Genomic DNA, 26,389 nt, shown 5'->3' on the forward strand with positions numbered 1-26,389 from the left:
ATTTTATAAATTATGAGTGAAAAACAAACCCGCTGCCCTAAATGTTCAACTGTGTACAAAGTGACCCTTTCACAACTCAGTGTTGCACAGGGCATGGTTTGTTGCCCAAAATGCGTGATTAACTTTAATGCATTAACTAATTTGCTCGAAACAGACAGTGAAGCAACACCAACACCCATCAATCGCTCACTGTTTTCCTCGATCCAGCCAGATAGCTCATTTGCAGAAAAACAGATGCAGATCCTACGCATCTTCGACCAGAAAATTGAAAATTCTAATATTGATCTGCTTACCTATCTAAATAACCTGAATTATTTTAATACCGAACCGGTTACCGCCCTGCCCAACCTGAATCTTTCAGAAGATGCACTTTTAATTGAGCAGGAAAATAATGACAAACAACATGGCTGGTTGTATTACACCCTTTGGGGTATCGGTAATATTGCCCTGATTCTGGTGTTTGCTTTCCAGATTTTATGGTTTAACCCGAAACTGATGCATGAAAGCCCGGCATTAAATCAGATGTTTAATTATGTCTGTGGTGTTTTCAACTGCAAGATCAGCAATGAGCAATATCAGTCGCTGTCATTTGAGAAAGTAAAATTGAAACGGGTTGAGCAGGATGCCACAGGTTTTTCAGGCGTATTGCTTAATCAGGATGCCAATAGCGTAGTGTTGCCTCCAATAAAAGTGGTACTTAAACAAAATGGTGAAGCGATTTCATCTACGGTTTTAAAACCACAAGACTATTTAGTTGACAGTTTAAAAACGATTCAACGCATTCCATCCAATAGCCCTTTTCGCTTCGAATTTACCATTCCAAAAAGCAAAAATAGCTTCAATGACTATAGTTTAGAATTTGTACAGCCCTAAAAGCTCAAAAAAGTGACAAAAAAACAAAAAAAAGTGCAGTTAATTTGCTCACTTTTTCGCTGACAGTGGTATGATACGCGCCACGAATGCTTTGACCCACTTACTCCTCGTAATTTACAGACAATAAAATCGTTAAACGAACTGTGCTTTTACCCAATAAGCGCATTGTTGGTTTTTTTGTTTTTGAAAGTAGGCGGTAACAAATATTTAACTATTGTTACGCTTATTTTTTACACAACTCGAGGATTTGTGGCAAGCTAATAGTCCTTTTGTTTTAGAGTCACTGTTTTAGGATCTAAAACGGGGCTCAGTAATTTAGACCACATTTATATCACTTTACCCAAGTGATATTTTGATTTTTCGGATTAACACGCATGAATAGCAAATCTCCTATTTTTACGGCTCAATCTGATGTCGCTCTTCGCATCCATGTAGATCGCGCAGTTCGTCATTATTTTGCACAATTGCAAGGTGAGCAACCATCTCAAGTTTATGACATGGTTTTAGCAGAAATGGAGAAACCTCTTTTATCTGTGGTCTTAGAATATACTCGTGGCAACCAAACGCGTGCTGCTGAGATTTTAGGCCTTAACCGCGGAACTTTACGCAAAAAGTTAAAAGCTCACGGTTTAATGAGTGAATAATTGATAAAATGCTCACGTTCTCGTGGGCATTTTTTTTGCCTTTGTTTTAATCTGTAGACTTCAAACTGTTGACTAAAATCATGACTATCAAACGTGCTTTAATCTCTGTATCCGACAAAACCGGAATCGTTGAATTCGCTCAAAATCTTGTAGCGCTAGGGGTAGAAATTTTATCTACGGGCGGTACCTATAAGTTGCTTAAAGACAACAATATTGCCGTCGTAGAAGTTTCTGAACATACAGGTTTTCCTGAAATGATGGATGGTCGTGTTAAAACACTGCATCCAAAAATTCATGGAGGCATCTTGGCGCGTCGTGGTCTGGACGAAGCGGTGATGCAAGAACACAACATTGATCCGATTGATCTGGTGATTGTTAACCTGTATCCATTTGCGGCAACGGTGGCGAAGCCAAACTGCTCGCTTGCAGATGCAATCGAGAACATCGACATCGGTGGTCCGACCATGGTTCGTGCGGCAGCGAAAAACCACGCTTCAGTGGGTATTATCGTCAATGCAGCGGACTACGACACAGTCGTTGCCGAGCTAAAAGCAAATGGTACGCTGTCTTATGAAACACGTTTCGATTTAGCAGTTAAAGCATTTGAGCATACAGCACAATACGATGGCATGATTGCATCTTATTTAGGGGCACGCGTGGGTAAAGCAGAAGGCGAAGCGGATCTCTTCCCGCGTACCTTCAATACGCAACTGAATAAAGCACAAGATTTACGTTATGGTGAAAACCCGCATCAGAACGCAGCCTTCTATGTAGAAGAAAATGCAAAAGAAGCGTCTGTTTCTACTGCCAAGCAATTACAAGGCAAAGAACTCTCTTATAACAATATTGCAGATACCGATGCAGCACTTGAATGTGTGAAATCATTTGCGAAACCTGCTTGTGTAATCGTAAAACATGCTAACCCTTGCGGTGTTGCAGTTTCACTGGATGGCATCAAGGCAGCATATGATCTTGCTTATGCAACCGATCCTGAATCAGCATTTGGCGGCATCATTGCATTCAACCGCGAATTAGACACTGCGACAGCACAAGCAATCGTTGATCGTCAATTTGTTGAAGTGATTATTGCACCAAGCATTGCGGATGGTGTACTTGAAATCACCGGTGCGAAAAAGAATGTACGCGTACTGGTCTGTGGTGAACTTCCGGCCATTGATGCACGTGCGCCACAGCTTGACTATAAACGCGTGAATGGCGGTTTATTGGTTCAAGACCAAGACTTGGGCATGATCACTAAAGATGACCTGAAAGTTGTGACCAAACGTGCGCCGACTGAACAGGAAATTGATGATCTTATCTTTGCATGGAAAGTTGCAAAATATGTGAAATCAAATGCGATCGTGTATGCGAAAAACCGCCAAACCATTGGTGTAGGCGCAGGTCAAATGAGCCGCGTCAACTCGGCACGTATTGCTGCGATTAAGGCTGAACATGCTGGTTTAGTGGTTGAAGGTGCAGTCATGGCCTCTGATGCATTCTTCCCGTTCCGTGATGGTATTGATAATGCTGCCAAAGCTGGCATTAAATGTATTATCCAGCCAGGCGGTTCAATGCGTGACGAAGAAACCATTGCAGCAGCAGATGAAGCTGGTATTGCCATGGTGTTCACGGGTATGCGTCACTTCCGTCACTAAATGATCTGAGTCTCAACGCAATCCCCCTAAATCCCCCTTTAAAAAAGGGGGACTTACTTTTTCACCCGAATAAGCTTGCTCCCCTCTTTCGCAAAGAGGGGTTTGGGGGAGATTCAGAGGGACTTTTTTATTCTGAACAGGTATATTCTTAGATACGGAAAAAGGGAAATAACTTTATAATGAATATTTTAGTTTTGGGTAGCGGTGGCCGTGAACATGCACTTGCATGGAAAATCGCACAAGATGCAAAAGTCACTCAAGTTTTTGTGGCGCCAGGTAATGCAGGCACTGCAACTGAAGACAAATGCAAGAACGTTGAACTCGATATTTTAGACAATCCAGCCATTATTGCTTTTGCCAAAGAAAATGATGTGGCATTAGTGATTGTTGGCCCTGAAGCACCTTTAGTAAATGGTGTGGTGGATGCAGCACGCGAAGCTGGCTTAAAAATCTGGGGACCAACCCAATATGCAGCGCAGCTAGAAGGCTCTAAAGCATTTGCAAAACACTTCTTAAAGCGCCACAACATTCCAACCGCTTTTTATGATGTCTTTACTGAAGTTGATGCCGCTAAAGCTTATGTAGAGCAAAATGGCGCACCTATCGTCATCAAGGCAGATGGCCTTGCTGCGGGTAAAGGTGTGATCGTAGCCATGACCAATGAAGAAGCTTTTGCTGCGATCGACGATATGCTTGCAGGCAACAAATTTGGTGATGCGGGTTCACGAGTTGTGATTGAACAATTCCTTGCAGGCGAAGAAGCAAGCTTCATTTGCATGATCGATGGCAACAACATTTTGCCAATGGCAACATCGCAAGATCATAAACGTATTTTTGAAGGCGATGAAGGTCCAAACACAGGTGGTATGGGTGCTTACTCTCCTGCGCCTGTGGTTACTGCGGAAGTCTTTGAACGTGTCATGAATGAAGTGATGCGCCCAACCGTTGATGGTATGGCTGCGGACGGTCACGTTTATACAGGTTTCTTATACGCGGGCTTGATGATTGATGAACAAGGTCAACCACGTGTGATCGAATTCAACTGTCGTTTTGGTGATCCAGAAACCCAACCGATCATGATGCGCTTAAAATCATCTTTAGTTGATTTGGTAGAAGCAGGTATTGCAGGTAACTTGCCAGCTGAAGCTGAATGGGATGAGCGTAAATCGATTGGTATCGTGCTTGCTGCCGGTGGTTACCCTGAAACTGTTCGCAAAGGCGATGTCATTTCAGGTCTTGGTCAATCTCCAGAAGACACCAAAATTTTCCATGCCGGTACAGCAATGAGTGCTGATGGTCATGTGATTACTGCAGGTGGTCGCGTACTCTGCGTTACGGCATTAGGTGATACGGTACTTGAAGCACAAATCAATGCACTAGAGGTGTGTGGTCAGGTCACTTTCACTGGCATGCAATACCGTAGCGACATTGGCTATCGCGCCATCGCCCGTGAAAAAGCAGAATAAGTAAATCCTGTAAAAAAGCCTTCTTCGGAAGGCTTTTTTTATTCCTTAAATTGCATAATTTCCACTTCTATATTCATTATTTAAATATAAAATTCAGAAAAATATATATTTATGTTTTAATTCAACCTGCTACAGCACTTTTTTTAAAAAACCATAAAACTATCATCAATTTATATTTACTTAAGCTGCAATTTCTCTTAAATAATCATAGTCTTATACCTTATTGTACACGCTGTTGCTCTGTCCCCTGCACTAAATTATTGCTATGATTGCCGAAATTTTAGATGTTGTTTTTATGTTAAATCAGTATTCTTTTTCATTGATTTCAAATGATTAGAATATTTAGCCTAACAAAACAAATTGCAGCTAAATCCAAATTTGATTAGAAAAAGATATGAATACTTATTTCCCGCTGTATATATACTGAATGGGAGCATGAATATTCATTTATTTTTCGCGTGTTGTGGAAAGGACTCTACTGAAAACCTCAAGAATAATTCACGTGATTGTTTGAGGACGATGCCAATTTACAACATACAAACCTATTGCAATCATTAATGCTCGAGAAAGGCTGATTTTCTCGACATTATTCCGATTAGGATTTATACATGAAAAAGCTGATTAGTCTTTTTTTAAGTGTATCGGTGTTATTACTTGCAGCTTGCAGTAAACAACCGGATACCGCATCTACCGAGCAAAAAGGTGATGCTGCTGCATTACAAACTGTTGTAATCGCTTCTACAGGTTCTGACGCCGATATCTGGCGTTATATTGCAACTTTACCTGAAACTAAAGCTGCAGGTCTAAAACTCGAAATTAAAAACTTCACTGATTATGTTGCAATGAATACTGCAGCAGCAAACAAAGAAGTTGATCTGAATGCATTCCAGTCTTACGCTTACCTTGTGGCATTTAATGCTGCCAATAAAGATAAGATTGCACCGGTTTCAACCACCTATTTAGAGCCAATGGGGATCTACTCAAGCAAAGTCAAGAAAGTTGAAGAGTTTGCTGAAGGTGCCACCATTGCCATTCCAAATGACGGCGCGAACGAATCACGTGCATTATTACTTTTACAAAGCGCGGGCTTAATCAAGTTAAAAGCTGACTTTGATCCGGTAAAAGGCACGCCTGCTGACATTACTGAAAACCCGAAAAAAATTGTGATCAAACCAATTCAAATGGCAACAGCTGTACGTGTTAAAGACGAAGTTGATGCAATTTTATTAGGTAATACACTGGCAATGGAAGGTGGTTTAAACGTTCTGAAAGATGCGATCTTCTATGAGCCTGTAGATCAAAGCACCAAGCTGAATGTAAACGTTTTAGCCACTGCAGAATCGCGTAAAGATGATCCTGTATTGCAAAAAGTTGGCACGCTTTACCACACTGAAGCAGTGAAGAAATATGTACAAGAACACTTCGCGGGTACGAAAGTTGACGTGAACAAACCAACAAGCTACCTCACCGAAGCGAATTCGTAATATAATAGTCTCAAATAAAACAGGCAAAGTGATTTTGCCTGTTTTTTCTTTTCTGCCATAGTACTGACGAACATGATCCAATTTAAAAACATTTCGAAACACTATCAGTTGAAAGGTCAAACGATCAATGCACTGGACCAGATCCATTTAGAGATCCCGGACGGCAGTATCTTTGGCATTATCGGCTATAGTGGTGCAGGTAAAAGTACACTGATCCGTTTGATTAATTTGCTTGAACGCCCGACGCAGGGACAAGTCATTATCAATCAAAAAGACTTTACTGCGATGGACGCACGCACACTTCGTCAAGAACGTGCAAATATTGGCATGATCTTTCAGCACTTCAATCTTCTTCAGACCAAAACCGTGTCTGAAAATATTGAGATGCCGCTTAAATTATTGGGGCACAGTAAAGCTGAACGGGATAAACGTCTGGCTGAATTGCTCGATTTTATCGATCTAAAACATAAAAAAGATGCCTACCCTGATGAACTTTCAGGTGGTCAAAAACAACGTGTTGGTATCGCACGTGCGCTAGCCAATCACCCTAAGATTCTACTCTGTGACGAAGCAACCTCGGCACTTGACCCACAAACCACCAAATCAGTTCTGGCACTCTTAAAAAAGATCAATCAGGAACAGAACATTACCATTGTCATGGTCACCCATGAAATGGATGTGATCGAATCGGTATGTGACTATGTAGCCGTAATGGAATCAGGTCATGTGATTGAAACCGGTCCAACCTTGGATATTTTCAGCCAGCCGCAGCACCCAACCACCAAAACCTTTATCCAAACGGTTTTGCAGCAGCAGTTACCTGTCAATATTTTGAGTAATCTTGAACACCAGCATCACAATAGTATCTATAGCCTGCAGTTTCTGGGCACTTCGGCACAGGAAACCGTGATTCAGGCTGCGATTAAACAGTTTGATGTCAGTTTAAATATTCTGTTTGCCAACATGACCGAGATTAATGGTACCGTGATCGGACAAATGTTTATTCAACTGCTGGGCGATCCGTTGATCATTCAAGAAACCGTAAAGTTCCTTGAACTTCAAGGCGTGAAAGTAGAACAATCTGGAGTGGTCAGCCAATGAGAGATTTAATTGTACAATGGCTCACGCAAGTCACTGCTCCTTTTTGGCATAGCTCGCTCTCGATCGACCAGTTTGTAACGGCGCTGCAAGAAACTTTCCAGATGGTATTCTTCTCTTTGCTATTTGGTTGTATTTGGGGCTTGATTCAGGGTATTACCCTGGTCGTGACCCGCACTGGGGGTATCCTACAAAATCGTGCGATTTATTATTTCCTCAATCCGATTGTGAATGCCCTGCGCTCCCTGCCCTTCATTATTCTTTTGATCGCTGTGATTCCACTGACTAAAATGCTGGTGGGTACATCAATTGGCACATGGGCTGCGATTGTACCGCTCACTATCTATGTTGGGCCATACTTAGGTCGTTTGATTGAAACCTCTCTGCTCGAAGTCAATGAAGGTATTGTTGAGTCCGCTCAGGCTATGGGCGCGTCACCATGGCAGATCATCTTCAAGTTTATTATTCCTGAAGCACGTAGCTCCCTGATTCTTAACCTGACCACAGGCACGATTTCCCTGATCGGTGCAACAGCAATGGCAGGTGCAGTCGGTGCAGGTGGTATCGGTGACTTGGCAATTTCGTATGGTTATCAACGTTTCGATACCAGCGTGGTGATTTTAACTGTAATCGTGTTATTGCTATTGGTGCAAATGGTACAGATGCTTGGGGATTGGTTGGCTAAATTGCGCTAATCAATTACTTCAAAAAAAACGCTCAACTTGAGCGTTTTTTGTTTTTTAGTTGGAAAAATAGATTTCATTGGCGGCCTTAAAAGTATTCACATGTAAAGGCACCAAATCATCCAGCGCCTGATATCCCCCTGCCAATACAAACAAGAGCGGAATTTTCATTTTCTTGGCCATGTCAAAGACAATACGATCCCGTTCAAATAGCAACTCAGTGGTCAACCATCTGGAACCATATTTATCATGTTGATGACAGTCCATCCCGGCCTGATAAATCATCAGATCCGCTTCCCAGCGTGATGCATACTGAAAAGCCTCAAAGATCGCCCCCCGGTACAAATCAAAATTTCCCTGTTTCGGATGAATATATCGGGTCAGACTACGTTCACCCGCCTTGCAGCCAAAACGGATGCCAAAAATGCCAAAATTAATCAGGTTGGTCATACGGTTGGTAAAAATAGCCGTACCATCCCCCCCATGTTGATCACAATCCAAAATGAAGATCCGTTTCTCAGGATATTGCTTGGCGACCAGTGCCAGACCATTAAAAGTGCAATACGCGGCACCCGATTCATAACTGGCGTGATGAAATCCTTGGGCAATATTGGCAGCGATTCCTTCTTTCAAGGCAATCTCAGCGCCTCGCAATTGTCCCGCCTGAACCGATAAAATTGCATCTCTCAACTGCTCGTTCCATGGCTTAAAACCTTGGATGGTGGCGAATGCCGATTGCCCTGATAAAAAAGCATCGACGTAGTGTGGATGATGTAATTTTCTTAAGATCTCAATATCAATCAGCCCTGGATCAACCAGCTCTGCCATTTGCTGCGTACGCAGCACATCGGCAACAGCAGTGAGTTTTTCCATACTATTGGTATGCGTCTGTGCAAAGTAGCGCGGAGAGTAACAAGCCTTTAGCATGGATGTCCTACATAAATCTGATCTTTGGCAATATCCATCAGCTGACTTAACTCAGTGCTATCTGGTCTGAATAATCCATTATCGATCTGTTGTTTAAAATGATAACCAAATGCCCGCGCACGATGTTGTGGCGAAACAGCCAAGGTGGTTAGACGTAAAAACCAGAAACCATTCATTTTGGCAATCGGGATCACATAACCTTTATATTGCTTGTTTTTATACTTTTCGAGTTGCTCAATTTCATAATGTGTAGAGAATAAACTGCCTGCCGGTAATCGCACACCATTCATCATTAAAGGAACCAGACTGATACAGGAATGGTTATCCCCCATATTCAGCTTTTCCATCATCACCGGTTGATCCTGTTGATCTACAAAAATATTGATTTCGCCCTGCCGCAATAAACGGTGATGGGCAATGCGCAAAAAGAATTTTTCCGCCATGGGACAAGAACCTACCTTAGGCTTTTCAGCCAAAGCCTGACATTCGATCATGCTGAAATCCTGCGCTGTATGAGGGAGGATAATATCGGCAAGCAACTGACAGATCAGCTTACTTTCTTCGAACTGGGCATATTGATGAATATTTCTGAGTTTGGCTTGGAATTCCACTTCCTGTCGCAAATATTGAGTAAATGGTTCTTGTATATCTAAACGCTGTAAACATTGCTGGACATCCGCATTCATATCCAGATTACGCCATGTTTGTAGTGACAGGCCATAGGAAGCAGATTGGTTGAGAATATTTTTCAGCGCTTTGCTTTCATAATCTTCAAAAATGCGTAAATCCTGAAACCCGACCGGATCACGCACCTGCGAAACAAAATCTGCAATCACCCGCGTTGCTTGTGTATAGCCACAACCTCTGCGCTCTGTTTGATGGCTAAAGTGTTCATTTAACATTTCTGTCAGTTTGGCAGAGAGCGGATATAAATATTTTTTAAAAATCATGACCACTTCGTGATCAGCCACATCAGACATAAGCTCCCCCTGCTTTGTTATGATGATTTACAACGACCTCATCCTTATTTTGTTAAATCTAATTTTTAAATAGTTTAGCTTTAATAAAGTATTTCTTATAGGATCAAAGATGAATATAAATGATTCACTTATAAGACTTTTCTTTCATCTTTATTGAAAATACAACACTTGTCAACTATTAATAAATTGCGTGGATATCGACGTCAGAATCTGCCTTAAAAAGTCAGTATTACTGTACAAATGCAGCGCTTTTTTGCACTGAATGACATTTGCACTTAAACTAGAGGCAGGCACTAAACGTTTAGTACCCCCACCCACAATAACCACATGCAATAAAGATTCAGGATTCGGTCATGCACTATAAGATTCATGTCATTGACGTCAAAAATGCCTTAAAAAATTATATCTGGTTATTGGAAGATACCCGCAGCAAAGAAGTGGTTGCGGTCGATCCCACAGAAGCCGATCTGGTCATCGCCTTTTGCCAGCAGCATCAACTCACGCTGAAACAGGTCTGGCTGACCCATTGGCATCCAGACCATATCGGTGGTGTCCCTGGCTTATTGGCCAATCAGAATATTGAGGTCTTTGGGCCGCGAGATGAATTGAGCAAAATCTCTCTCATCTCAAACCCGCTACAGAATAATGATCATTTTCACTTTAATGATCTGAAAATTGAGGTGATTGCAACACCAGGCCATACCTTAGGTCATATCACGTATTTTATTGAAGAAATGGATAGCCTGTTCAGTGGCGATACCCTGTTTGCAATGGGCTGCGGGCGCTTATTCGAAGGCACAGCCGAACAAATGTACCATTCCTTAAATCGACTGGCGGCATTACCTATCCAGACCAAAGTGTATTGCACCCATGAATATACCCTTGCCAATGGCGAGTTTGCCTTGACTGTCGAGCCGCATAATGTGGCCTTGCAAGAACGGATGCGACAGGTCAAAGCATTACGTGATGCAGAGCAAATTACCTTGCCGAGTAGCATTGAACTGGAACTTGCAACCAATCCATTTTTACGTACTGATAGTGCTGAGGAGTTCGCGTGCATCCGTAGCCTGAAAGATCAGTTTTAATGATTGATGTTAATTTAAGCGATTCATTTTCTAGGCTTCATTTAAGCTAGAAAATGAAATCATTTTTTACATTTGTCATGAAATATTTATTTAAAAAATAATTTTTAAATCCCAAAAATTAAAAATAGTTTAGTATTTAAATTCAAATAGATATAAAAACACTAGATAAAATTATACTTAGAAAAATTACGCTAATTTTACATTACTTACACGTGGCAAAATAATTCTATGTATTGCCCCTTTAAAAAAATTTGGCTGACCCTTATTAATAAATACATGTTCACAAGGAGATCTCTGGCATGAAAAACAGAGTTGTTAAAGCAAAAAACGTATTGGCTTTCCGTATTTGGTTAGAAAAATTGGGATATTCAGTTAAAAATCTTACAGATAACCGTGGTTTTACCTTCAGCTTTAAAAAAGAATATGGTTTGGTGACAGGCGATCTCTCAGGTAATGCTTTAGCAATGCAGTTGGGTGAAGAATTCGAAGATCATTTAAAAGCCTAATGATAAAATTTCCAAAACACGAGGGTTCCAAAGGGATTTGGAATCCTTGATTTATAAAGATAAGCATAGTTCCAACTTTATCTCCCTTTTTAATTCTTCATTTTCTAGCCATTTCCAATAAAAATTTCATTGGAACGCAACCGATTTCCAAGTATCATATTGCCCAGTCGAGGGATGCTGCGACAATTGATCGGCACGAAAGATCAATTTGCCAGGCTCGACGATCGGTTAAACATTCGCTTTAGCCAACAACGGCATCCGCGAACAGAATGATCCATACTATTTTTTCTAGGAGATCCTGATGAACGCGGTGAATGCTTCATTTACAGATTATAAAGTTGCCGATATTTCCCTTGCTGACTACGGTCGTAAAGAGATCAAACTTGCTGAAGCAGAAATGCCAGCTTTGATCGGCTTACGTAAGCGTTATTCTGCTGCTAAACCACTTGCTGGGGCAAAAATTCTGGGTTGTATCCATATGACCATCCAGACTGCTGTTTTAATTGAAACATTGGTTGAACTTGGCGCAGAAGTACGTTGGACTTCATGCAACATCTTCTCGACTCAAGACCATGCTGCTGCTGCCATTGCTGCAAGCGGCGTGCCTGTATTTGCCTGGAAAGGTGAAACAGAAGAAGAATATGTATGGTGCCTAGAGCAACAGATCAATGTGAATGGTCAGCCTTGGGATGCCAACATGATTCTGGACGATGGCGGTGACTTGACTGCACTTGTTCACGAAAAATACCCTGCGCTGTTAGAACGCATTCACGGTATTACCGAAGAAACCACAACAGGCGTACAACGTCTATTGGAAATGTGGAAAGACGGTTCACTTAAAGTTCCTGCCATCAATGTGAATGATTCGATCACTAAATCGAAAAACGACAACAAATACGGTTGCCGTCATTCATTAAACGATGCGATCAAACGTGCAACTGACATGTTGCTTTCTGGTCGTCGTGCACTTGTGATCGGTTATGGTGATGTGGGTAAAGGTTCGGCGCAATCTTTACGTCAGGAAGGCATGATCGTACGTGTTACTGAAGTGGACCCGATTTGTGCAATGCAGGCATGTATGGATGGCTACGAAGTTGTTTCTCCATACAAAAATGGCGTACAAACTGGCAAGAAAGAAGACATCAATCACGACCTACTCGGCAATACTGACCTTGTTGTAACAACGACTGGTAACTATCACGTATGTGATTCAGCCATGTTAGATAGCTTAAAAGCGGGTGCGGTTGTATGTAACATCGGTCACTTTGACACTGAAATCGATACAGCTTACCTCCGTGGTTACAAGTGGGTTGAAGTAAAACCACAAGTCCACCAGGTGTATCGTTCAGAAGATGAAAACAACTATTTGATCCTTCTTTCAGAAGGTCGCCTAGTCAACCTTGGCAATGCCACAGGTCACCCATCACGTGTCATGGATGGTTCTTTCGCCAACCAGGTTTTAGGTCAAATGCATTTATTCGCTGAGAAATTTGCTGATTTGCCTGCCGATCAAAAAAAAGCAGCGATTCGCGTAGAAGTACTTCCTAAGAAATTAGACGAAGAAGTTGCTGCGGCAATGGTTGTTGGCTTCGGTGGTGTATTAACACAACTGACGCAAGTACAGGCAGATTACTTAGGCGTTCCTGTGGAAGGCCCGTTCAAATCTGACGCTTATAAATACTAAGAACATCAGGGCAGACGTTTTACGGACTGCCCTTTTTTCTAAAATTTTCCAGGCGAGTTAAAAAGGATTTGAAATGACCAAGCGTGTTCCTATTTCTTTTGAATTTTTCCCACCCAAAACTGATGCGGGTGCGGAAAAATTACGTGTTGTTCACCAAGAACTACAACTGTTAAATCCAGAGTTTTTCTCCATTACTTATGGTGCTGGCGGTTCTACCCGTGAACGTACCTTAGCGGCGATCAATGACTTTAATGGTCAAGGCACCCCTGTTGCACCGCACTTGTCTTGTATCGGGGATGATAAGGCACGTATCGCTGAGCTATTAGACTTATATAAATCTCAAGGGATTGACCGTATTGTGGCATTGCGTGGTGATTTACCGTCAGGTCAGGTCGGCCTGGGTGAACTCCCTTATGCTCAGGATCTGGTTCGTTTTATTCGCGAACATTCAGGTGACCATTTTCACATTGAAGTCGCTGCCTATCCTGAAATGCATCCACAAGCAGACAGTTTCGATGGGGATATCCAGCGTTTTGTAGAGAAAGTCAATGCGGGTGCCAATGCGGGCATTACCCAATTTTTCTTCAATCCAGATGCATATTTCTACTTTATTGAACGAATTGCCAAAGCAGGCGTGAATATTCCAGTTGCACCAGGTATCATGCCGATCACCAATGCAAGCAACCTGATCCGCTTTGCTGATGGTACAGGTGCCGAAATTCCACGCTGGATCCGTAAGCAACTGGCTGCCTATGGTGATGATAGCGCAAGCATCAAAGCTTTCGGTCACGAAGTGATTGTGAATCTGTGCGAACGACTGATCGCGGGTGGCGCACCAACCCTGCACTTCTACTCAATGAACCAAACCGAACCGACTCGACAACTGGTTGTTGATCTTGGTTTAAACTAATTTGTACGAGCCCTACCCAAGCATGAATCGTTTTTATATCGAAACCGAATTAAATACTGGCCATACCATTGAATTAACAGAATCGGTATTTCATCACTGGGTACGCGTGCTTCGTGCCAAAGAACAAGAACAGGCCATCTTTTTCAATGGAAAAGGTGGCGAATATGTGGTCACACTGACTCAGATCAACAAAAAAAATGCCTTTGTTTCAGTTGATCAATTTGATACAGCAGATCGTACTGCACCTTTTAAAGTGATCTTAGGACAAGTTATGAGTAAAGGGGATCGTATGGATTATGCGATCCAGAAGGCCACTGAACTCGGCGTGAGCACCATTCAGCTCTTAACCAGTGAACGTTGCGAAATGCGTTTAAAGTATGATCGTGACCAAAAGAAACTGGATCACTGGCAGTCTGTTGCCATTGCCGCATGTGAACAATGCGGCATGAACCGTGTACCGGAAATTCTTGCGCCAATTTCACTCAGCGACTGGGTTGAGTCCGATTTACCTGCCTCACGTTTTGTACTTGCCCCGAATAAAGATCAGGAAAATGTATTGTTAAATAGTTCACCGGATCTGGCCTTACTGATTGGCCCCGAAGGTGGCCTAAGTGAAGCAGAAATTAACACGGCCAATCAAAATAATTTTAAAAACTGGTGTATTGGAGATCGGGTTTTAAGAACAGAAACCGCGCCGGTTGTGGCTTTGTCCATTTTGAATTATCACTTTGCTCCCTAATCATGCCTGAGCATTGCTTTCCATTTTATTTAGCGCTAATTTAAATCGCGAATCGACTATGTTTACAAAAAAACAAAGACTGTGCACATAGATAAAAAATGAAAAGGATTATGCTTTATATGTTAGGGGTACAGGACAAAAGCTTGCCACAGTTTATCTATACGGATCAAATTAGTTATCCGAATCATGTCCGCTTATTTGTCATAAGTGTGTTTGGTATTTGTCTGTTAGATTATGCGCTGTTTGGCGCTTTTTATACATTTGAATCCAATATTTTTACCATCTGGATGAGTATAACCCTTGCCATCCTGTTGGGTTTTTCCTGTATTTGTCATTTTTTATTAAAACGTTACTCCGCGATTCGCTATAGCCACACCACCCATCTTATCTTTCAATTGATCTGTTTTTTTACCGGTTTATTGATTGGTGCCAATACGGTTATTATTAATGATTATTTAGGCAATGATGTTCCGAATTTAATCGGCACGCATGTTTTAACACTTACCGCGTTATTACTGACTGCCTCTCATATTATTGCGCTGACTTTTTTAACCCAACATATTCGTTATTTCTTCTTATTTTTTATCCCGAGTATCACGCCATTATTTATTTCCCAGCTTATACAACGGGATCATGAACATAATTTATTCTATCTGGCCTATTATTCATCTTTTTTCGCAACCGTACTTTGTGCTCAGGCCACCTACAAGATTCACAAGCATCTGGCACTGGTGCTTGAAAAAAATAAACAGCTGATTGATGTCGCAGAACAGCACAACCACTGGACAGAAGAACTGTGCCAGCAACTGCAGCATGAGGTGAACAAGTCTAAAGATATCGAAGCCCAGTTGCAGTTCAATAATCATTTGCTCGAACAAAAAGTTCGTGAGCGTACTTTTGATCTGACCCAGATGAACGAAAGTTTAGAGGAAAATCGTCAGAGTCTGGCCTTGGCACACGAAACTGCAGGTATTCAGCATTGGGACTGGAATCTTGAAAATACCATTCATAATATAACTCCACCGCATGAAGTTGAGCATAATGCCCAGAACCTTTATACCCTGCTCAATGAGGTTGCCCACCCTAATGATGTTGAACGGGTAAAAAACACCCTCCATCAACACTTATCCGGCCAAACCCCACGTTATGAAGAAACCTTTCGTGTTAAATATGGAAATGGCGACTGGACCTGGATTCACGCTGTCGGTCAGGTCATTTTAAGAGATCCGAAAAATGGCAACGCTTTACGTATGGTGGGTGTGCACCGTGATATCAATCAGGAAAAGAAAGATCAGGAACGGCTGAAATTGGCTGCCAATGTGTTTGAACAGGCCTCCGAAGGTATTTTCATTCTGGATGAACACTTTAATTATGTTGAGATCAACCCTAAATACGAACAGCTGACTGGTCTGGATAAGCAAGCTGTTGTAGGCAAACAGCTGTTTGAAATTACCAGACAAAATAAACAGCATCATCATAATTTTCATCTCTCCATCTTGGATACCCTGCGTGAAGCGCAGGAATATGAAGGTGAATTTCAGGAAACCTATATCTCAGATAAGTCATGTTTCCTCTGGATTCATATCAATGCGGTCAAAGATGAACAGGATCGCGTTATTAATTATATCGGTATTGTTTCGGATCAGACTGAACGTAAGCATCAGGAACAGCGCTTATCGTATTTGACCAATTACGATACGCTAACCGACCTGCCCAACCGTTTTTATTATCAGCAGCAACTGCATCAATATCTGGTCAATGAACCTGCCATTCAACATTTGGCTGTTATCCGTCTAAACATTGACCGTTTCCGCGCACTCAATGAAATCATCAGCAATAAAGCCGGCAATGAGTTGCTCAAACAGGTGGCACAACGTCTACGCATCAGTAATATTGATGCCCTGCTGGTGGCGCATTTAAGTGCAGATGATTTTGCGATTATTTATGAGATATCCCATCTGCATCCGCCTATTCATCAACTCTGCAATAACATTGTAGAAGCTTTTAGCAAGGCTTTTTATATTGCCGATCAGGAGTATTTTGTCAGCATTTCTATTGGCGTGGCCATTTATCCAGAGCATGGCCGTCAGGTGGATAATTTAAATACCCATGCTGAACAGGCACTGAACGAAGCCAAACGTTTAGGCGGTAATACCATCCATTATTATTCCAATGAAAGAGCCAATTTTGTTGCCAAATACAGTGATCTGGAACTTGATCTGCGAAAGGCCATTCAGAACAAGGAACTGGTGGTTTATTATCAACCAAAGATCAGCGCAATCGATGACCAGATCAATGGTTTTGAAGCCTTGATTCGCTGGAAACATCCAAGCAAAGGATTAATTATGCCAAGCATTTTTATTCCTTTGGCAGAAAGTACCAGTTTAATCTCTGATATCGGACAGTTTGTATTACATGAAGCAGCCAAGCAGTTACAGGCCTGGCAGCAACTTGGCTTCAATAATATCAATATTGCCGTCAATATTGTGGCCCAACAGATTTTGCGCGGTCAATTACTGCATGATATTGATGATGTCCTGTTGACGTATGGCATTTCTGGCAAAAATCTGGAACTGGAAATTACCGAATCCGCTTTTCTGGAAAATACCGAAAATGTTAAAACCATTCTCAATGCCCTGAAACAACGTCAGATTTGCATCGCACTGGATGACTTTGGTACCGGCTATTCTTCTCTGGCCTACTTAACCGAATATCCAATTGACATTTTAAAAATTGATCGTGCGTTTATTTTGAAAATTGGCAATCCGAAACAGGATGCGATCGTTAATGCCATGATCGCTATGGGCAAAACCATTGGCTTAAAAGTTGTGGCCGAAGGTGTGGAAACCGAACAGCAACGCGACTATCTCAAAAAACAAAACTGCGACATATTACAGGGTTACCTGTTCTCTAAACCATTAACTGCGACTGCTGCAACGGAGTACCTGCAACAACACCTACAGCTGTCAACGGCAAGATATTCCATTTAAATGTGAATTTTAAGCTTTTTGGTCCTTTTCTTCGAAGCAAATCTAGCCTGTGAATCGCTGTAACGTTGAGTGAAAATAAGCTTTTTTGACTGTGCGAAAGCATGAACTAGTGCTATATTCTTGTGCACTTATCTTAATATAGTAATTGGACGTGTATATGTCTGATTATTATCGGAACAAATGAGACTCAGATGGACGATCAATCTTTAAAACAAGCCGCTTTGTATTACCATGAATTTCCTACACCTGGAAAAATCAGTGTGACGCCAAACAAGCAGCTCGTTAACCAACGAGATCTAGCGCTTGCTTATTCCCCTGGTGTTGCAGCTCCATGTTTAGAAATCGAACGTGACCCTTCTACCGCTGCAAAATATACAGCACGTGGTAATCTGGTCGCCGTCGTGAGTAATGGTACTGCCGTGCTTGGTTTGGGAAATATTGGTCCTCTTGCTTCTAAGCCGGTTATGGAAGGTAAAGGCGTTCTATTTAAAAAGTTCGCTGGTGTTGATGTCTTCGATATCGAAATTGATGAAAATGATCCAGACAAAATCGTTGATATCGTTGCGGCCCTAGAGCCAACTTTTGGTGGTATCAACCTTGAAGATATCAAAGCGCCAGAATGTTTCTATATCGAAAAGAAACTTCGCGAACGCATGAAAATTCCGGTATTCCATGATGACCAACATGGAACCAGTATTATTGTCGGTTCAGCATTGCTCAATGCTTTACAGATCGTAAATAAGAAAATTGATGAAATTAAAATTGTTGCCTCAGGTGCAGGTGCTGCTGCACTTTCTTGCCTAGATTTACTTTGCGCATTAGGCGTAAATAAAAACAACATCGTTGTAGCCGACTCTCGTGGTCTTTTGACCACTGCCCGTGAAGGTCTGGACGAGTCTAAAAAACGTTATGTTCAAGACATTCAAGCCAGCCAGTTGCATGAGGTCATGGCAGGCGCAGACATGTTCCTTGGTCTTTCCGCTGCAGGCATCTTGACCAAAGAAATGGTTAAGGAAATGGCTGAGAACCCGATTATTTTTGCCTTGGCAAACCCTGATCCGGAAATTTTACCTGAACATGCACACGAAGTTCGCCCAGATGTGATTATGGCAACAGGTCGTTCTGACTATCCGAACCAAGTGAACAATGCACTTTGTTTCCCTTATATCTTCCGTGGTGCACTGGATGTTGGTGCGACAACCATTAATGAAGACATGAAAATTGCCTGTGTCCACGCGATTGCGCGTATGGCACATGTAGAAGCAGATGCTGCAACTTATGGTGAAAAATCAGCTTCATTTGGTCGTGACTACCTGATCCCTCGCCCGCTTGATCAACGTTTGATTCTGGAAATTGCACCAGCCGTTGCCAAAGCAGCAATGGATTCTGGCGTCGCAACCCGTCCAATCGAAGATTTCTCTGCATATCGTCAACGTCTTTCTGAGTTTGTTTATAACTCGGCATTCTTGATGAAACCAATCTTTGCACAGGCGAAGACCGACCCGAAACGCATAGCTTATGCTGAAGGTGAAGATCTACGCGTATTACGTGCAGTTCAGATTGCTGTTGACGAAGGCTTGGCAAAACCGATTCTTGTTGGCCGTACCGCGGTAATCGAAGAGAATATCAAAAAGCTTGGTTTACGCTTACAACATGGTGTAAACATTGAAATCGTCGATCAGGAAAAAAATCCTCAGTACGAAGAGTTCTCTAAAGAATATCACCAGATCATGCAACGCAAAGGCGTTACGGTTGAATACGCGCAACGTGAAGCACGCCGTCGTTCTACACTCATCGCAGCCATGCTGGTGAAGTTTGGTCAAGCAGATGGCATGTTATGTGGTACTTATTCAAGCTATGACATTCACTTGGATTTCGTGAAAAATATCATTGGCTTGAAAGAAGGTCGCAGCACATTCTTTACCTTGAACGCCTTGATGCTTGAAGATCGCAATTTATTTATTGCCGATACCTATGTAAACACCAACCCAACTGCGGCTCAGCTAGCTGAAATGACCATTTTGGCAGCAGAAGAAGTTCGCCGTTTTGGTATTACACCGCGTGTTGCCCTGCTTTCACACTCGAGCTTTGGTAGCGATCAAACCGATCCAAGCGCACAAAAAATGCGTGAAGTTTACCGTTTGTTGTCTGAACAGGCTCCTGAACTTGAAGTTGAAGGCGAGATGCATGGTGATGCTGCATTAGATGAAAATATTCGTCATTTTGCATTCCCGAATTCACGCTTCAAAGGCTCGGCAAACTTGTTGATTATGCCTAACCTCGATTCGGCAAACATTTCATTCAACCTGTTAAAAGCAACTTCTGGGAATAATGTGACCATTGGTCCTATTTTACTCGGTGCTGCAAAACCTGTTCATATTCTGACACCTACGGCAACGACTCGCCGTCTGGTCAATATGACAGCATTAACAGTTGCTGAAATTCAACAAAGCCAGAACTAAGTTCACCTAAGCGAAGCTTTTCTGGAAAAGCTTCGCTTAGCGCTTGAGAAAACCTCTATTCTGTAGCATGATTGTGTGAAGAATAGAGGTTTTTTCATGCAAGTTTATTTAGTAGGCGGTGCAGTCCGGGATCATTTACTCGGCCACCCCTATCACGAAAAAGATTATGTGGTGGTTGGAGCAACACCCGAGCAATTATTGGCCGAAGGTTATCAACCTGTCGGTAAAGATTTTCCTGTATTTCTACATCCAAAAACAAAAGAAGAATATGCGCTGGCACGTACCGAACGCAAATCTGGTGTGGGTTATCATGGCTTTCAGTTTTTCACTGATACCAGCGTAAAATTAGAAGACGATCTGATTCGTCGTGACCTGACCATTAATGCAATGGCAATGGATGAAAATGGCACAGTCTATGATCCCTATGGTGGTCAGCAGGACTTGCAACACAAAATTCTACGTCATGTTTCAGATGCATTTACCGAAGATCCATTACGTGTACTCCGCGTAGCCCGTTTTGCCGCACGTTATGCCACTTATGGCTTTACTGTTGCAGAAGAAACCCTGCAATTGATGCGGAAAATTGCCCAGTCAGGTGAATTAAGTGCATTAACGCCCGAACGCGTCTGGAAAGAAACCTCTCGTGCCTTAATGGAAGATCATGCAGATGTGTATTTCCAGATCTTAAAAGACTGTGATGCCTTGGAAGTCTTATTCCCGGAAATCAATGCATTATTCGGCGTTCCTCAACGTCCAGAATATCATCCTGAAATTGATTGCGGCATTCACACCCTGATGGCACTAAAACAGGCCTGTCTAGCGAATTATGCGCTTGAAGTGCGTTTTGCGGTGCTGGTACACGACCTAGGCAAAGCACTTACTCCTGTAGAAGAATTGCCAAGACATATTATGCATGAAGAACGTGGTATTCCGCCCGTTACTCAAATCTGTGATCGCTTGAAGGTACCGACTGCGCTTAAAAATCTGGCACTGATCGTATGTAAAGAGCATTTAAAATGTCATCAGGTAAAGAATCTGAAACCAGGTACCTTATGGCGCTTGTTACAACGTTTGGATGTGCTACGTCGGCCAGAGAAAGTAGAAGCTTTTGTACAGGCCTGTGAATGTGATGCCAAAGGTCGTTTAGGTTTAGAGCAACGTCCTTATCCGCAAGCCCAATATATGCTAGATGCAATGCAAATCGTCAGAAATATACGTGCGCAGGATTTGCCCGAACATGTCAGCGGCCCTGAAATTGGAGAAATGCTGATTCAATATCGAATTGATGCGTTGGCAAAGTTCAAGGAACAGCACATTAACTGATTAATTTTTAAGTAAATAAGATCTTTTTCCAACATTTTTTGCTCGGTTTACGCTGAAAAGATTATTAATCAAGCAAACGATTAATTTTATTTACTATTGTTGTTGACGCATCTGCTTTTCATGCCTAAAATGCGCATCAGATTCTCCAATAGCTCAGTCGGTAGAGCGACGGACTGTTAATCCGCAGGTCCCTGGTTCGAGCCCAGGTTGGAGAGCCAATCTACTATTCTCCCATAGCTCAGTCGGTAGAGCGACGGACTGTTAATCCGCAGGTCCCTGGTTCGAGCCCAGGTGGGAGAGCCAAGATTCTAAAAAGCCCTGATCATTGATTGGGGCTTTTTTTATGAGGGTATAACATCAAATCCCATAAAAAAACCTCTGTTGATCAGAGGTTTTTTCTTTCAGATTCAGGTTAAGCAGCCACTGTTGCAGGTATACCACTATGAAAACGGAAGGTATCATCTGGAGTTAAAATCAGATTTTTTTCGACTTCACGGATATATTCAATACGTTGCTGAATATCTTCTTCCGGGTCTTTGAGTTTCGCTGATTTTGCAACATCTAAAGCCAATGCTAAATAGTCCTCAAAATGGCGAGATTCCGATTTAAGTAAATAACGGTAGTAACGCCCCAGCTCATCATCAACAATCGGTGCCAGCGCATAGAAACGCTCACATGAACGGGCTTCTACAAAAGCACCAATAATCATGACATCAATCAATGCTTCAGGCTCATAAGTACGGATTTCTTTACGCAATCCGCCTGCATAACGCCCTGCACTCAAGCCCTTCCATTCTTGGCCGCGCTTGTTCATGAATTCCAGCACCTGCTCATAATGTAGCATCTCTTCACGCACCAATTGTGCCAATTTCACTTGCAAATCGGTAAAGAAGCTATAGCGGAACATCAAATTCATGGCTGTACTTGCTGCTTTCTTTTCACAGTTGGCATGGTCTTGCATCAAGATATCAAGGTTATTTACCGCTTCATCTAACCATGCCTGAGGCGTTGTACAACCCAAAAACGCAATGACGGGTTGCATCAGCTCATCATAATTTACACTACTCATCAATTTATCTCGCAGCAGCCTGAATTGCTGCTTTCATATCTTTTACCGCTTGGGCCAGTCCAACGAATACGCTATCGGCAATAATTGAATGCCCAATATTCAGCTCATGAATTTGCGGGATCGCTGCAATCGCAGCAACATTGTCCAGATTTAAACCATGTCCTGCATTGACCACCAAACCTTTGGCAGCTGCGTACTCTGCACCTTTGATAATACGCGCCAATTCGGCTTGTTGCTGTTCGTCAGTTTCTGCATCTGCATAAGCACCGGTATGAATTTCAATCGTCGGCGCACCACATGCGACAGCCGCATCAATCTGTGCCAGATCTGCATCGATAAATAACGACACATCACTACCAATTGCGGTCAGTGCTGCCGTTGCCGCCTTCACTTTTTCAAAGTGCCCTACAACATCCAGACCACCTTCGGTGGTCACTTCTTGACGACGCTCTGGGACAAAGCAAACATGCTGAGGCTGAATCTCTTTGGCAAATGCAACCATTTCGTCTGTCACTGCCAACTCAAGATTCATTCGAGTTTTCAGCAACGGACGCATACGACGTACATCATCATCCTGAATATGGCGACGGTCTTCACGCAAATGTAAGGTAATCCCCTCTGCACCCGCTTGCTCACAAACCAAAGCAGCCTGAACTGGATCAGGGTAAGTTGTACCACGTGCCTGTCTTAATGTTGCAACATGATCAATGTTTACACCCAAGATTGCAGCCATAAAAAATATCCTATCGGTTGAGCCCTGAATAATAATTTTCAATACATCAGGAATATCAAGTTTGTGTACTTTGAATCCAGAGTTGACGGCTTTTGAGTGGCCGGTCACCCAGCAATGAGCTAATCATTTGACGGTATAGTTTACCCAATAATTGCAATTGTTCGTGAGAAAAATCCTGACCATCTTCATAGTTTTGCATAGCCGCAATCAACGTACCGGAAAGTGTCGAACGTGACGCTTGTGCAACCGGCAAAAAGCCATCATTCAACTGAAATTGGTAATGCCGAAGTGGCATAATTTGCTGCTGATTGGCATCCACTGAAAAATCGATGGCATAGCCCAGCTCTTGCAATAAGACATGCTCGAATTGACGCAGGATTTGGCGCAAGAATAAGGACGCTTGCTCATGTGAGGCGAGCTGCTGTAATTGCAACAAGGTCAACTGATATTGCTCAAATGTCTGAGGCATTGCTTCTTCCAAAGGACAAAGGCGCAACACAATTTCATTGAGATAGAACCCAGCAAAAAAAGCATCGCCATGAAAGAAAACAGGCTGGTTCAGAATTTCCAGTTTAGTGAAGTTTTTAAGCTCGGATTTGCCTGTCGCTTGCAAGCAAATAGGTTGATACTGCGGTGGAGGAATCTGTCTTAAGATTCCATCCACCCGACCATATTCTTGTGTAAATAAATGCACAATATGGCTTTTTTCACGATATTTACGATGATGAATCAAATAGCCATGCAGGACTTCATTACGCATCATGGAACGAGATTAGTCCTTCTTCTTGTCATCCTTTTCTTCATCATCGCCATCAGGAATAACCGCACCGACCACAGCAGCCGTGCCTTTGACCACCCCTTTGGTTGTCTTATAAGCCACTTTAACAGGTACGGTCACAAGTTTATGAATACAGCCCTGCAACATGAAAATACATGTCACGATTGCGAATACACGAATTGTTGTTTTCATACCTGTTTCCATTGCTTAAATATCGCTATAGCCCAAGCTCTTTAAAGCACGCTCATCATCAGACCAGCCGCCTTTGACTTTCACCCAAAGCGTGAGCATGATTTTTTGTTCAAACATTTTTTCCATGTCTGCACGTGCATCCATACCGATACTTTTCAGCTTCGCACCTTTATCACCAATGACAATGGCTTTTTGTCCTTGTCGCTCAACAAAGATGGTTGCATCAATATAAGTACAAGGTGGTTTTAAACGACCGGTTTTTTCATTGACAGTCGCTTCTTCTGTTTTAAAAGATTCAATCTGTACAGTCAAATCGTATGGCAGCTCTTCACCTAACTGGCGCATGATTTTCTCGCGAATAATTTCACTCGCAAGGAAGCGTTCCGAACGATCGGTAATCTGGTCCAGTGAATACAACGGTGGCTGATAAGGTAAATACTTTTCAATGGTATCACGCAGATGTTCAAGATTGGCACCACGTAATGCCGATACCGGAACAATCTCGGCAAAGTTCATTAACTTGGCACGTTCACGAATCAATGGTAATGCTTCGTTTTTGTTCTCGAAGGTATCCAGCTTATTGATCACGAGGATCACAGGCATATCTGCATTTTTCAGCTTTTCCAAAACCAGTTCGTCGTTTTGAGTCCACTTTTGTGCATCCACCACAAATAAAACCAGGTTTACATCACGCAATGCCGAGTGAGCAGCGCGGTTCATCATCTTATTGATGGCACGGACTTCTTTCTTGTGCATCCCTGGCGTATCTACAAATACTGCCTGTGATTTTTCGCGAGAATCAATACCAACAATCTTATGACGTGTGGTTTGTGGCTTACGTGAAGTAATTGATAGTTTTTGACCCAATAAATGGTTCATTAAGGTCGACTTACCGACGTTTGGACGACCAACGATCGCAACAAAACCGCTTTTAAAATCTGAAGGAATCGTGGTTCCTTGAGAACTAAAAAATTGATCAATCAAGTTATTGCCGTCTTGCTGCTCAGCTGCTGCTTCTGGCTTATTTTCTTCTGAATGGGACATCAGGTTATTGCTCCAATAATTTTAAAATCTCTGCCGCTGCCGTTTGTTCGGCAAAACGACGACTTGAGCCCTCGCCTTGAATTTTTGGCAATCCATCGACTAAACATTCCACTTTGAAATGCTGATTCGGTGCATCGCCCTGAATATCTACAACCTCGTAAACTGGGAGAGGTTTTTTACGTGCTTGTAAATACTCTTGCAAACGTGATTTCGGGTCTTTCAGTTGATCTGTCGGTTCGATATGATCAAGATATGGTTCATACCATTTTAACACAATGCGTTCCAGCAGGTTGAGATCATTACAGTCTAAATAAATAGCACCAATAATTGCCTCTACTGTATCCGCCAAAATCGATTCACGGTGATGACCACCTGATTTTAGCTCGCCAGTGCTTAAAATTAATGACCGACTCAGTTGTAAATCATTTGCAATTTTTCCTAAGGCCTCCTGTCGAACCAGCGTCGCACGCATTCGCGTTAAGCGGCCTTCATTTTCCAGCGGATAGGCATTGTACAAATAATTTGCAACGATCATTCCCAATAACGAATCGCCTAGAAATTCTAGGCGTTCATAATTGTGTTTATGGCTGACAGAACGATGGGTTAAGGCCAGTTTTAACAAATCAATCTGTTTAAACTGGTGACCAATTCGTCCTTGCAACCGAGTATCATTGAGCTTGTTTTGCAGATTTTTGGTCAAAAGTCTTCTCAAAGGTCATAACTAGACTAATATTTAGCATGAAAGGCTTACGGATTTCATACTTCTTGATTACCACAAGATCATCTTTATAAGTCACTTGTGCAATATCTTTAAAATGTAGATCACGGATTCCGTTCATATCAAAACGTTGATCCATCTGGGAGGCAAACTTACTTGGTGTAATGTTTGCTGGGCTATCTTTTAATAAGCTTTCAATCTGATTATTAATCAGCTTGTCATCCCAGTATGCTGGCCAAATTGCAATTGCTGCTTTTACAGCAACTGCAAATAAAACCACCCCAAATAAAATTGCAATATACGAAGTCCCAAGTTGAGATTTACGCATCTTTATATTTCCTTTATG

Annotated in this window: 24 protein-coding genes and 2 tRNA genes; 17 read left to right on the plus strand and 9 right to left on the minus strand. The window is 42.2% G+C overall.

From position 1 onward, the window contains the following. Positions 1 to 12: 12 nt before the first annotated feature. From ACINWC323_RS04380 to ACINWC323_RS04350, 7 genes are all read left to right on the plus strand, one after another. The gene (locus ACINWC323_RS04380; protein WP_009514641.1) at positions 13 to 873 is read left to right on the plus strand and encodes a DUF3426 domain-containing protein; all 861 of its coding nucleotides are present in this window, start codon (positions 13 to 15) and stop codon (positions 871 to 873) included. A gap of 374 nt (positions 874 to 1,247) precedes the next feature. Beyond that, the gene (gene fis, locus ACINWC323_RS04375) at positions 1,248 to 1,517 is read left to right on the plus strand and encodes a DNA-binding transcriptional regulator Fis (RefSeq protein WP_001086304.1); all 270 of its coding nucleotides are present in this window, start codon (positions 1,248 to 1,250) and stop codon (positions 1,515 to 1,517) included. An 80-nt stretch (positions 1,518 to 1,597) separates the two neighbouring features. After that, on the plus strand, positions 1,598 to 3,172 hold the full coding sequence (gene purH / locus ACINWC323_RS04370) for a bifunctional phosphoribosylaminoimidazolecarboxamide formyltransferase/IMP cyclohydrolase (protein WP_009514779.1): 1,575 nt from the start codon (positions 1,598 to 1,600) through the stop codon (positions 3,170 to 3,172). 179 nt (positions 3,173 to 3,351) lie between these two features. Then, complete coding sequence (gene purD, locus ACINWC323_RS04365) at positions 3,352 to 4,638, plus strand: phosphoribosylamine--glycine ligase (protein ID WP_005229564.1); 1,287 nt, start codon at positions 3,352 to 3,354, stop codon at positions 4,636 to 4,638. A gap of 608 nt (positions 4,639 to 5,246) precedes the next feature. Next, positions 5,247 to 6,122 carry a MetQ/NlpA family ABC transporter substrate-binding protein gene (locus ACINWC323_RS04360; RefSeq protein ID WP_009514678.1) on the plus strand — a complete coding sequence of 292 codons (876 nt, stop codon included), beginning with the start codon at positions 5,247 to 5,249 and terminating at the stop codon, positions 6,120 to 6,122. 72 nt (positions 6,123 to 6,194) lie between these two features. Further along, positions 6,195 to 7,223 (plus strand): methionine ABC transporter ATP-binding protein, encoded by a 1,029-nt coding sequence (locus ACINWC323_RS04355; RefSeq protein WP_009514505.1) that lies wholly within the window; start codon positions 6,195 to 6,197, stop codon positions 7,221 to 7,223. Next, a complete protein-coding gene (locus ACINWC323_RS04350; protein ID WP_004654491.1) occupies positions 7,220 to 7,915 on the plus strand; it encodes a methionine ABC transporter permease in 696 nt (231 codons plus the stop codon). Before ACINWC323_RS04355 ends, ACINWC323_RS04350 begins: the two co-directional genes overlap by 4 nt. A 45-nt stretch (positions 7,916 to 7,960) precedes the next feature. Here the strand turns inward: ACINWC323_RS04350 and ACINWC323_RS04345 are convergent, their stop codons facing one another. Next, positions 7,961 to 8,830, minus strand: a complete 870-nt coding sequence (locus ACINWC323_RS04345) for an arginase family protein (RefSeq protein WP_032881659.1) — start codon at positions 8,828 to 8,830, stop codon at positions 7,961 to 7,963. Beyond that, positions 8,824 to 9,810, minus strand: a complete 987-nt coding sequence (locus ACINWC323_RS04340; protein ID WP_009514710.1) for a hypothetical protein — start codon at positions 9,808 to 9,810, stop codon at positions 8,824 to 8,826. Before ACINWC323_RS04340 ends, ACINWC323_RS04345 begins: the two co-directional genes overlap by 7 nt. Before the next feature lie 353 nt (positions 9,811 to 10,163). On the opposite strand from ACINWC323_RS04340, the gene gloB reads away from it, so the two are divergent. The 10 genes from gloB to ACINWC323_RS04290 all read left to right on the plus strand — a co-directional run bounded on the left by gloB (position 10,164) and on the right by ACINWC323_RS04290 (position 21,812). Next, positions 10,164 to 10,895 (plus strand): hydroxyacylglutathione hydrolase, encoded by a 732-nt coding sequence (gene gloB / locus ACINWC323_RS04335; protein ID WP_009514602.1) that lies wholly within the window; start codon positions 10,164 to 10,166, stop codon positions 10,893 to 10,895. A gap of 299 nt (positions 10,896 to 11,194) precedes the next feature. Further along, on the plus strand, positions 11,195 to 11,401 hold the full coding sequence (locus ACINWC323_RS04330; RefSeq protein WP_004771531.1) for a hypothetical protein: 207 nt from the start codon (positions 11,195 to 11,197) through the stop codon (positions 11,399 to 11,401). Positions 11,402 to 11,702: 301 nt separating this feature from the next. Beyond that, on the plus strand, positions 11,703 to 13,085 hold the full coding sequence (ahcY, locus tag ACINWC323_RS04325) for an adenosylhomocysteinase (RefSeq protein ID WP_009514753.1): 1,383 nt from the start codon (positions 11,703 to 11,705) through the stop codon (positions 13,083 to 13,085). Between the two features lie 73 nt (positions 13,086 to 13,158). Then, positions 13,159 to 13,995, plus strand: coding sequence for a methylenetetrahydrofolate reductase [NAD(P)H] (metF, locus tag ACINWC323_RS04320; RefSeq protein ID WP_005229551.1), 837 nt, complete (start codon positions 13,159 to 13,161; stop codon positions 13,993 to 13,995). A 22-nt stretch (positions 13,996 to 14,017) separates the two neighbouring features. Continuing rightward, positions 14,018 to 14,734, plus strand: coding sequence for a 16S rRNA (uracil(1498)-N(3))-methyltransferase (locus ACINWC323_RS04315; RefSeq protein ID WP_005229549.1), 717 nt, complete (start codon positions 14,018 to 14,020; stop codon positions 14,732 to 14,734). A 119-nt stretch (positions 14,735 to 14,853) separates the two neighbouring features. Further along, the gene (locus tag ACINWC323_RS04310) at positions 14,854 to 17,724 is read left to right on the plus strand and encodes a putative bifunctional diguanylate cyclase/phosphodiesterase (RefSeq protein WP_009514685.1); all 2,871 of its coding nucleotides are present in this window, start codon (positions 14,854 to 14,856) and stop codon (positions 17,722 to 17,724) included. A gap of 191 nt (positions 17,725 to 17,915) precedes the next feature. Further along, complete coding sequence (locus ACINWC323_RS04305) at positions 17,916 to 20,186, plus strand: NADP-dependent malic enzyme (protein ID WP_009514604.1); 2,271 nt, start codon at positions 17,916 to 17,918, stop codon at positions 20,184 to 20,186. Between the two features lie 96 nt (positions 20,187 to 20,282). Further along, positions 20,283 to 21,509, plus strand: coding sequence for a multifunctional CCA addition/repair protein (locus tag ACINWC323_RS04300; protein ID WP_009514748.1), 1,227 nt, complete (start codon positions 20,283 to 20,285; stop codon positions 21,507 to 21,509). Positions 21,510 to 21,651: 142 nt separating this feature from the next. Further along, positions 21,652 to 21,727, plus strand: a tRNA-Asn gene (locus tag ACINWC323_RS04295). Positions 21,728 to 21,736: 9 nt separating this feature from the next. Then, positions 21,737 to 21,812: transfer RNA gene (locus tag ACINWC323_RS04290), tRNA-Asn, on the plus strand. A 109-nt stretch (positions 21,813 to 21,921) separates the two neighbouring features. On the opposite strand, the gene ACINWC323_RS04285 is transcribed toward ACINWC323_RS04290, so the two are convergent. Genes ACINWC323_RS04285 through ACINWC323_RS04255 form a run of 7 tightly spaced genes read right to left on the minus strand, consistent with a single transcriptional unit; the run spans position 21,922 to position 26,371 of the window. Then, positions 21,922 to 22,578, minus strand: coding sequence for a MiaE family protein (locus ACINWC323_RS04285; RefSeq protein WP_009514820.1), 657 nt, complete (start codon positions 22,576 to 22,578; stop codon positions 21,922 to 21,924). 4 nt (positions 22,579 to 22,582) lie between these two features. Beyond that, on the minus strand, positions 22,583 to 23,311 hold the full coding sequence (gene pdxJ, locus ACINWC323_RS04280) for a pyridoxine 5'-phosphate synthase (protein WP_009514627.1): 729 nt from the start codon (positions 23,309 to 23,311) through the stop codon (positions 22,583 to 22,585). Positions 23,312 to 23,366: 55 nt separating this feature from the next. Further along, positions 23,367 to 24,074: a DNA repair protein RecO gene (gene recO, locus ACINWC323_RS04275; RefSeq protein WP_009514802.1), complete on the minus strand. Its 708-nt coding sequence runs from the start codon at positions 24,072 to 24,074 to the stop codon at positions 23,367 to 23,369. Between the two features lie 9 nt (positions 24,075 to 24,083). Continuing rightward, the gene (locus tag ACINWC323_RS04270; protein WP_005284684.1) at positions 24,084 to 24,281 is read right to left on the minus strand and encodes an NF038104 family lipoprotein; all 198 of its coding nucleotides are present in this window, start codon (positions 24,279 to 24,281) and stop codon (positions 24,084 to 24,086) included. Between the two features lie 15 nt (positions 24,282 to 24,296). Beyond that, positions 24,297 to 25,325, minus strand: a complete 1,029-nt coding sequence (gene era / locus ACINWC323_RS04265) for a GTPase Era (protein WP_005229533.1) — start codon at positions 25,323 to 25,325, stop codon at positions 24,297 to 24,299. 4 nt (positions 25,326 to 25,329) lie between these two features. After that, on the minus strand, positions 25,330 to 26,025 hold the full coding sequence (rnc, locus tag ACINWC323_RS04260) for a ribonuclease III (RefSeq protein ID WP_004771512.1): 696 nt from the start codon (positions 26,023 to 26,025) through the stop codon (positions 25,330 to 25,332). Beyond that, complete coding sequence (locus ACINWC323_RS04255) at positions 25,994 to 26,371, minus strand: DUF4845 domain-containing protein (protein ID WP_005284677.1); 378 nt, start codon at positions 26,369 to 26,371, stop codon at positions 25,994 to 25,996. Before ACINWC323_RS04255 ends, rnc begins: the two co-directional genes overlap by 32 nt. Between the last annotated feature and the right edge of the window lie 18 nt (positions 26,372 to 26,389).

The organism is Acinetobacter sp. WC-323 (assembly GCF_000314615.1).
Classification (GTDB): Bacteria; Pseudomonadota; Gammaproteobacteria; order Pseudomonadales; family Moraxellaceae; genus Acinetobacter; species Acinetobacter courvalinii.

Bases quoted from the DNA above. Each gene is read 5' to 3' on its own strand.
- fis (WP_001086304.1), top strand. From the start codon at position 1,248: ATGAATAGCAAATCTCCTATTTTTACGGCTCAATCTGATGTCGCTCTT.
- ACINWC323_RS04315 (WP_005229549.1), top strand. From the start codon at position 14,018: ATGAATCGTTTTTATATCGAAACCGAATTAAATACTGGCCATACCATT.
- ACINWC323_RS04310 (WP_009514685.1), top strand. From the start codon at position 14,854: ATGTTAGGGGTACAGGACAAAAGCTTGCCACAGTTTATCTATACGGAT.
- ACINWC323_RS04300 (WP_009514748.1), top strand. From the start codon at position 20,283: ATGCAAGTTTATTTAGTAGGCGGTGCAGTCCGGGATCATTTACTCGGC.
- era (WP_005229533.1), bottom strand. From the start codon at position 25,325: ATGTCCCATTCAGAAGAAAATAAGCCAGAAGCAGCAGCTGAGCAGCAA.
- ACINWC323_RS04285 (WP_009514820.1), bottom strand. From the start codon at position 22,578: ATGAGTAGTGTAAATTATGATGAGCTGATGCAACCCGTCATTGCGTTT.
- purH (WP_009514779.1), top strand. From the start codon at position 1,598: ATGACTATCAAACGTGCTTTAATCTCTGTATCCGACAAAACCGGAATC.
- ACINWC323_RS04330 (WP_004771531.1), top strand. From the start codon at position 11,195: ATGAAAAACAGAGTTGTTAAAGCAAAAAACGTATTGGCTTTCCGTATT.
- ahcY (WP_009514753.1), top strand. From the start codon at position 11,703: ATGAACGCGGTGAATGCTTCATTTACAGATTATAAAGTTGCCGATATT.
- ACINWC323_RS04270 (WP_005284684.1), bottom strand. From the start codon at position 24,281: ATGAAAACAACAATTCGTGTATTCGCAATCGTGACATGTATTTTCATG.
- ACINWC323_RS04360 (WP_009514678.1), top strand. From the start codon at position 5,247: ATGAAAAAGCTGATTAGTCTTTTTTTAAGTGTATCGGTGTTATTACTT.
- ACINWC323_RS04355 (WP_009514505.1), top strand. From the start codon at position 6,195: ATGATCCAATTTAAAAACATTTCGAAACACTATCAGTTGAAAGGTCAA.
- ACINWC323_RS04340 (WP_009514710.1), bottom strand. From the start codon at position 9,810: ATGTCTGATGTGGCTGATCACGAAGTGGTCATGATTTTTAAAAAATAT.
- ACINWC323_RS04345 (WP_032881659.1), bottom strand. From the start codon at position 8,830: ATGCTAAAGGCTTGTTACTCTCCGCGCTACTTTGCACAGACGCATACC.
- purD (WP_005229564.1), top strand. From the start codon at position 3,352: ATGAATATTTTAGTTTTGGGTAGCGGTGGCCGTGAACATGCACTTGCA.
- ACINWC323_RS04255 (WP_005284677.1), bottom strand. From the start codon at position 26,371: ATGCGTAAATCTCAACTTGGGACTTCGTATATTGCAATTTTATTTGGG.
- pdxJ (WP_009514627.1), bottom strand. From the start codon at position 23,311: ATGGCTGCAATCTTGGGTGTAAACATTGATCATGTTGCAACATTAAGA.
- ACINWC323_RS04305 (WP_009514604.1), top strand. From the start codon at position 17,916: ATGGACGATCAATCTTTAAAACAAGCCGCTTTGTATTACCATGAATTT.
- metF (WP_005229551.1), top strand. From the start codon at position 13,159: ATGACCAAGCGTGTTCCTATTTCTTTTGAATTTTTCCCACCCAAAACT.
- recO (WP_009514802.1), bottom strand. From the start codon at position 24,074: ATGATGCGTAATGAAGTCCTGCATGGCTATTTGATTCATCATCGTAAA.
- ACINWC323_RS04350 (WP_004654491.1), top strand. From the start codon at position 7,220: ATGAGAGATTTAATTGTACAATGGCTCACGCAAGTCACTGCTCCTTTT.
- ACINWC323_RS04380 (WP_009514641.1), top strand. From the start codon at position 13: ATGAGTGAAAAACAAACCCGCTGCCCTAAATGTTCAACTGTGTACAAA.
- gloB (WP_009514602.1), top strand. From the start codon at position 10,164: ATGCACTATAAGATTCATGTCATTGACGTCAAAAATGCCTTAAAAAAT.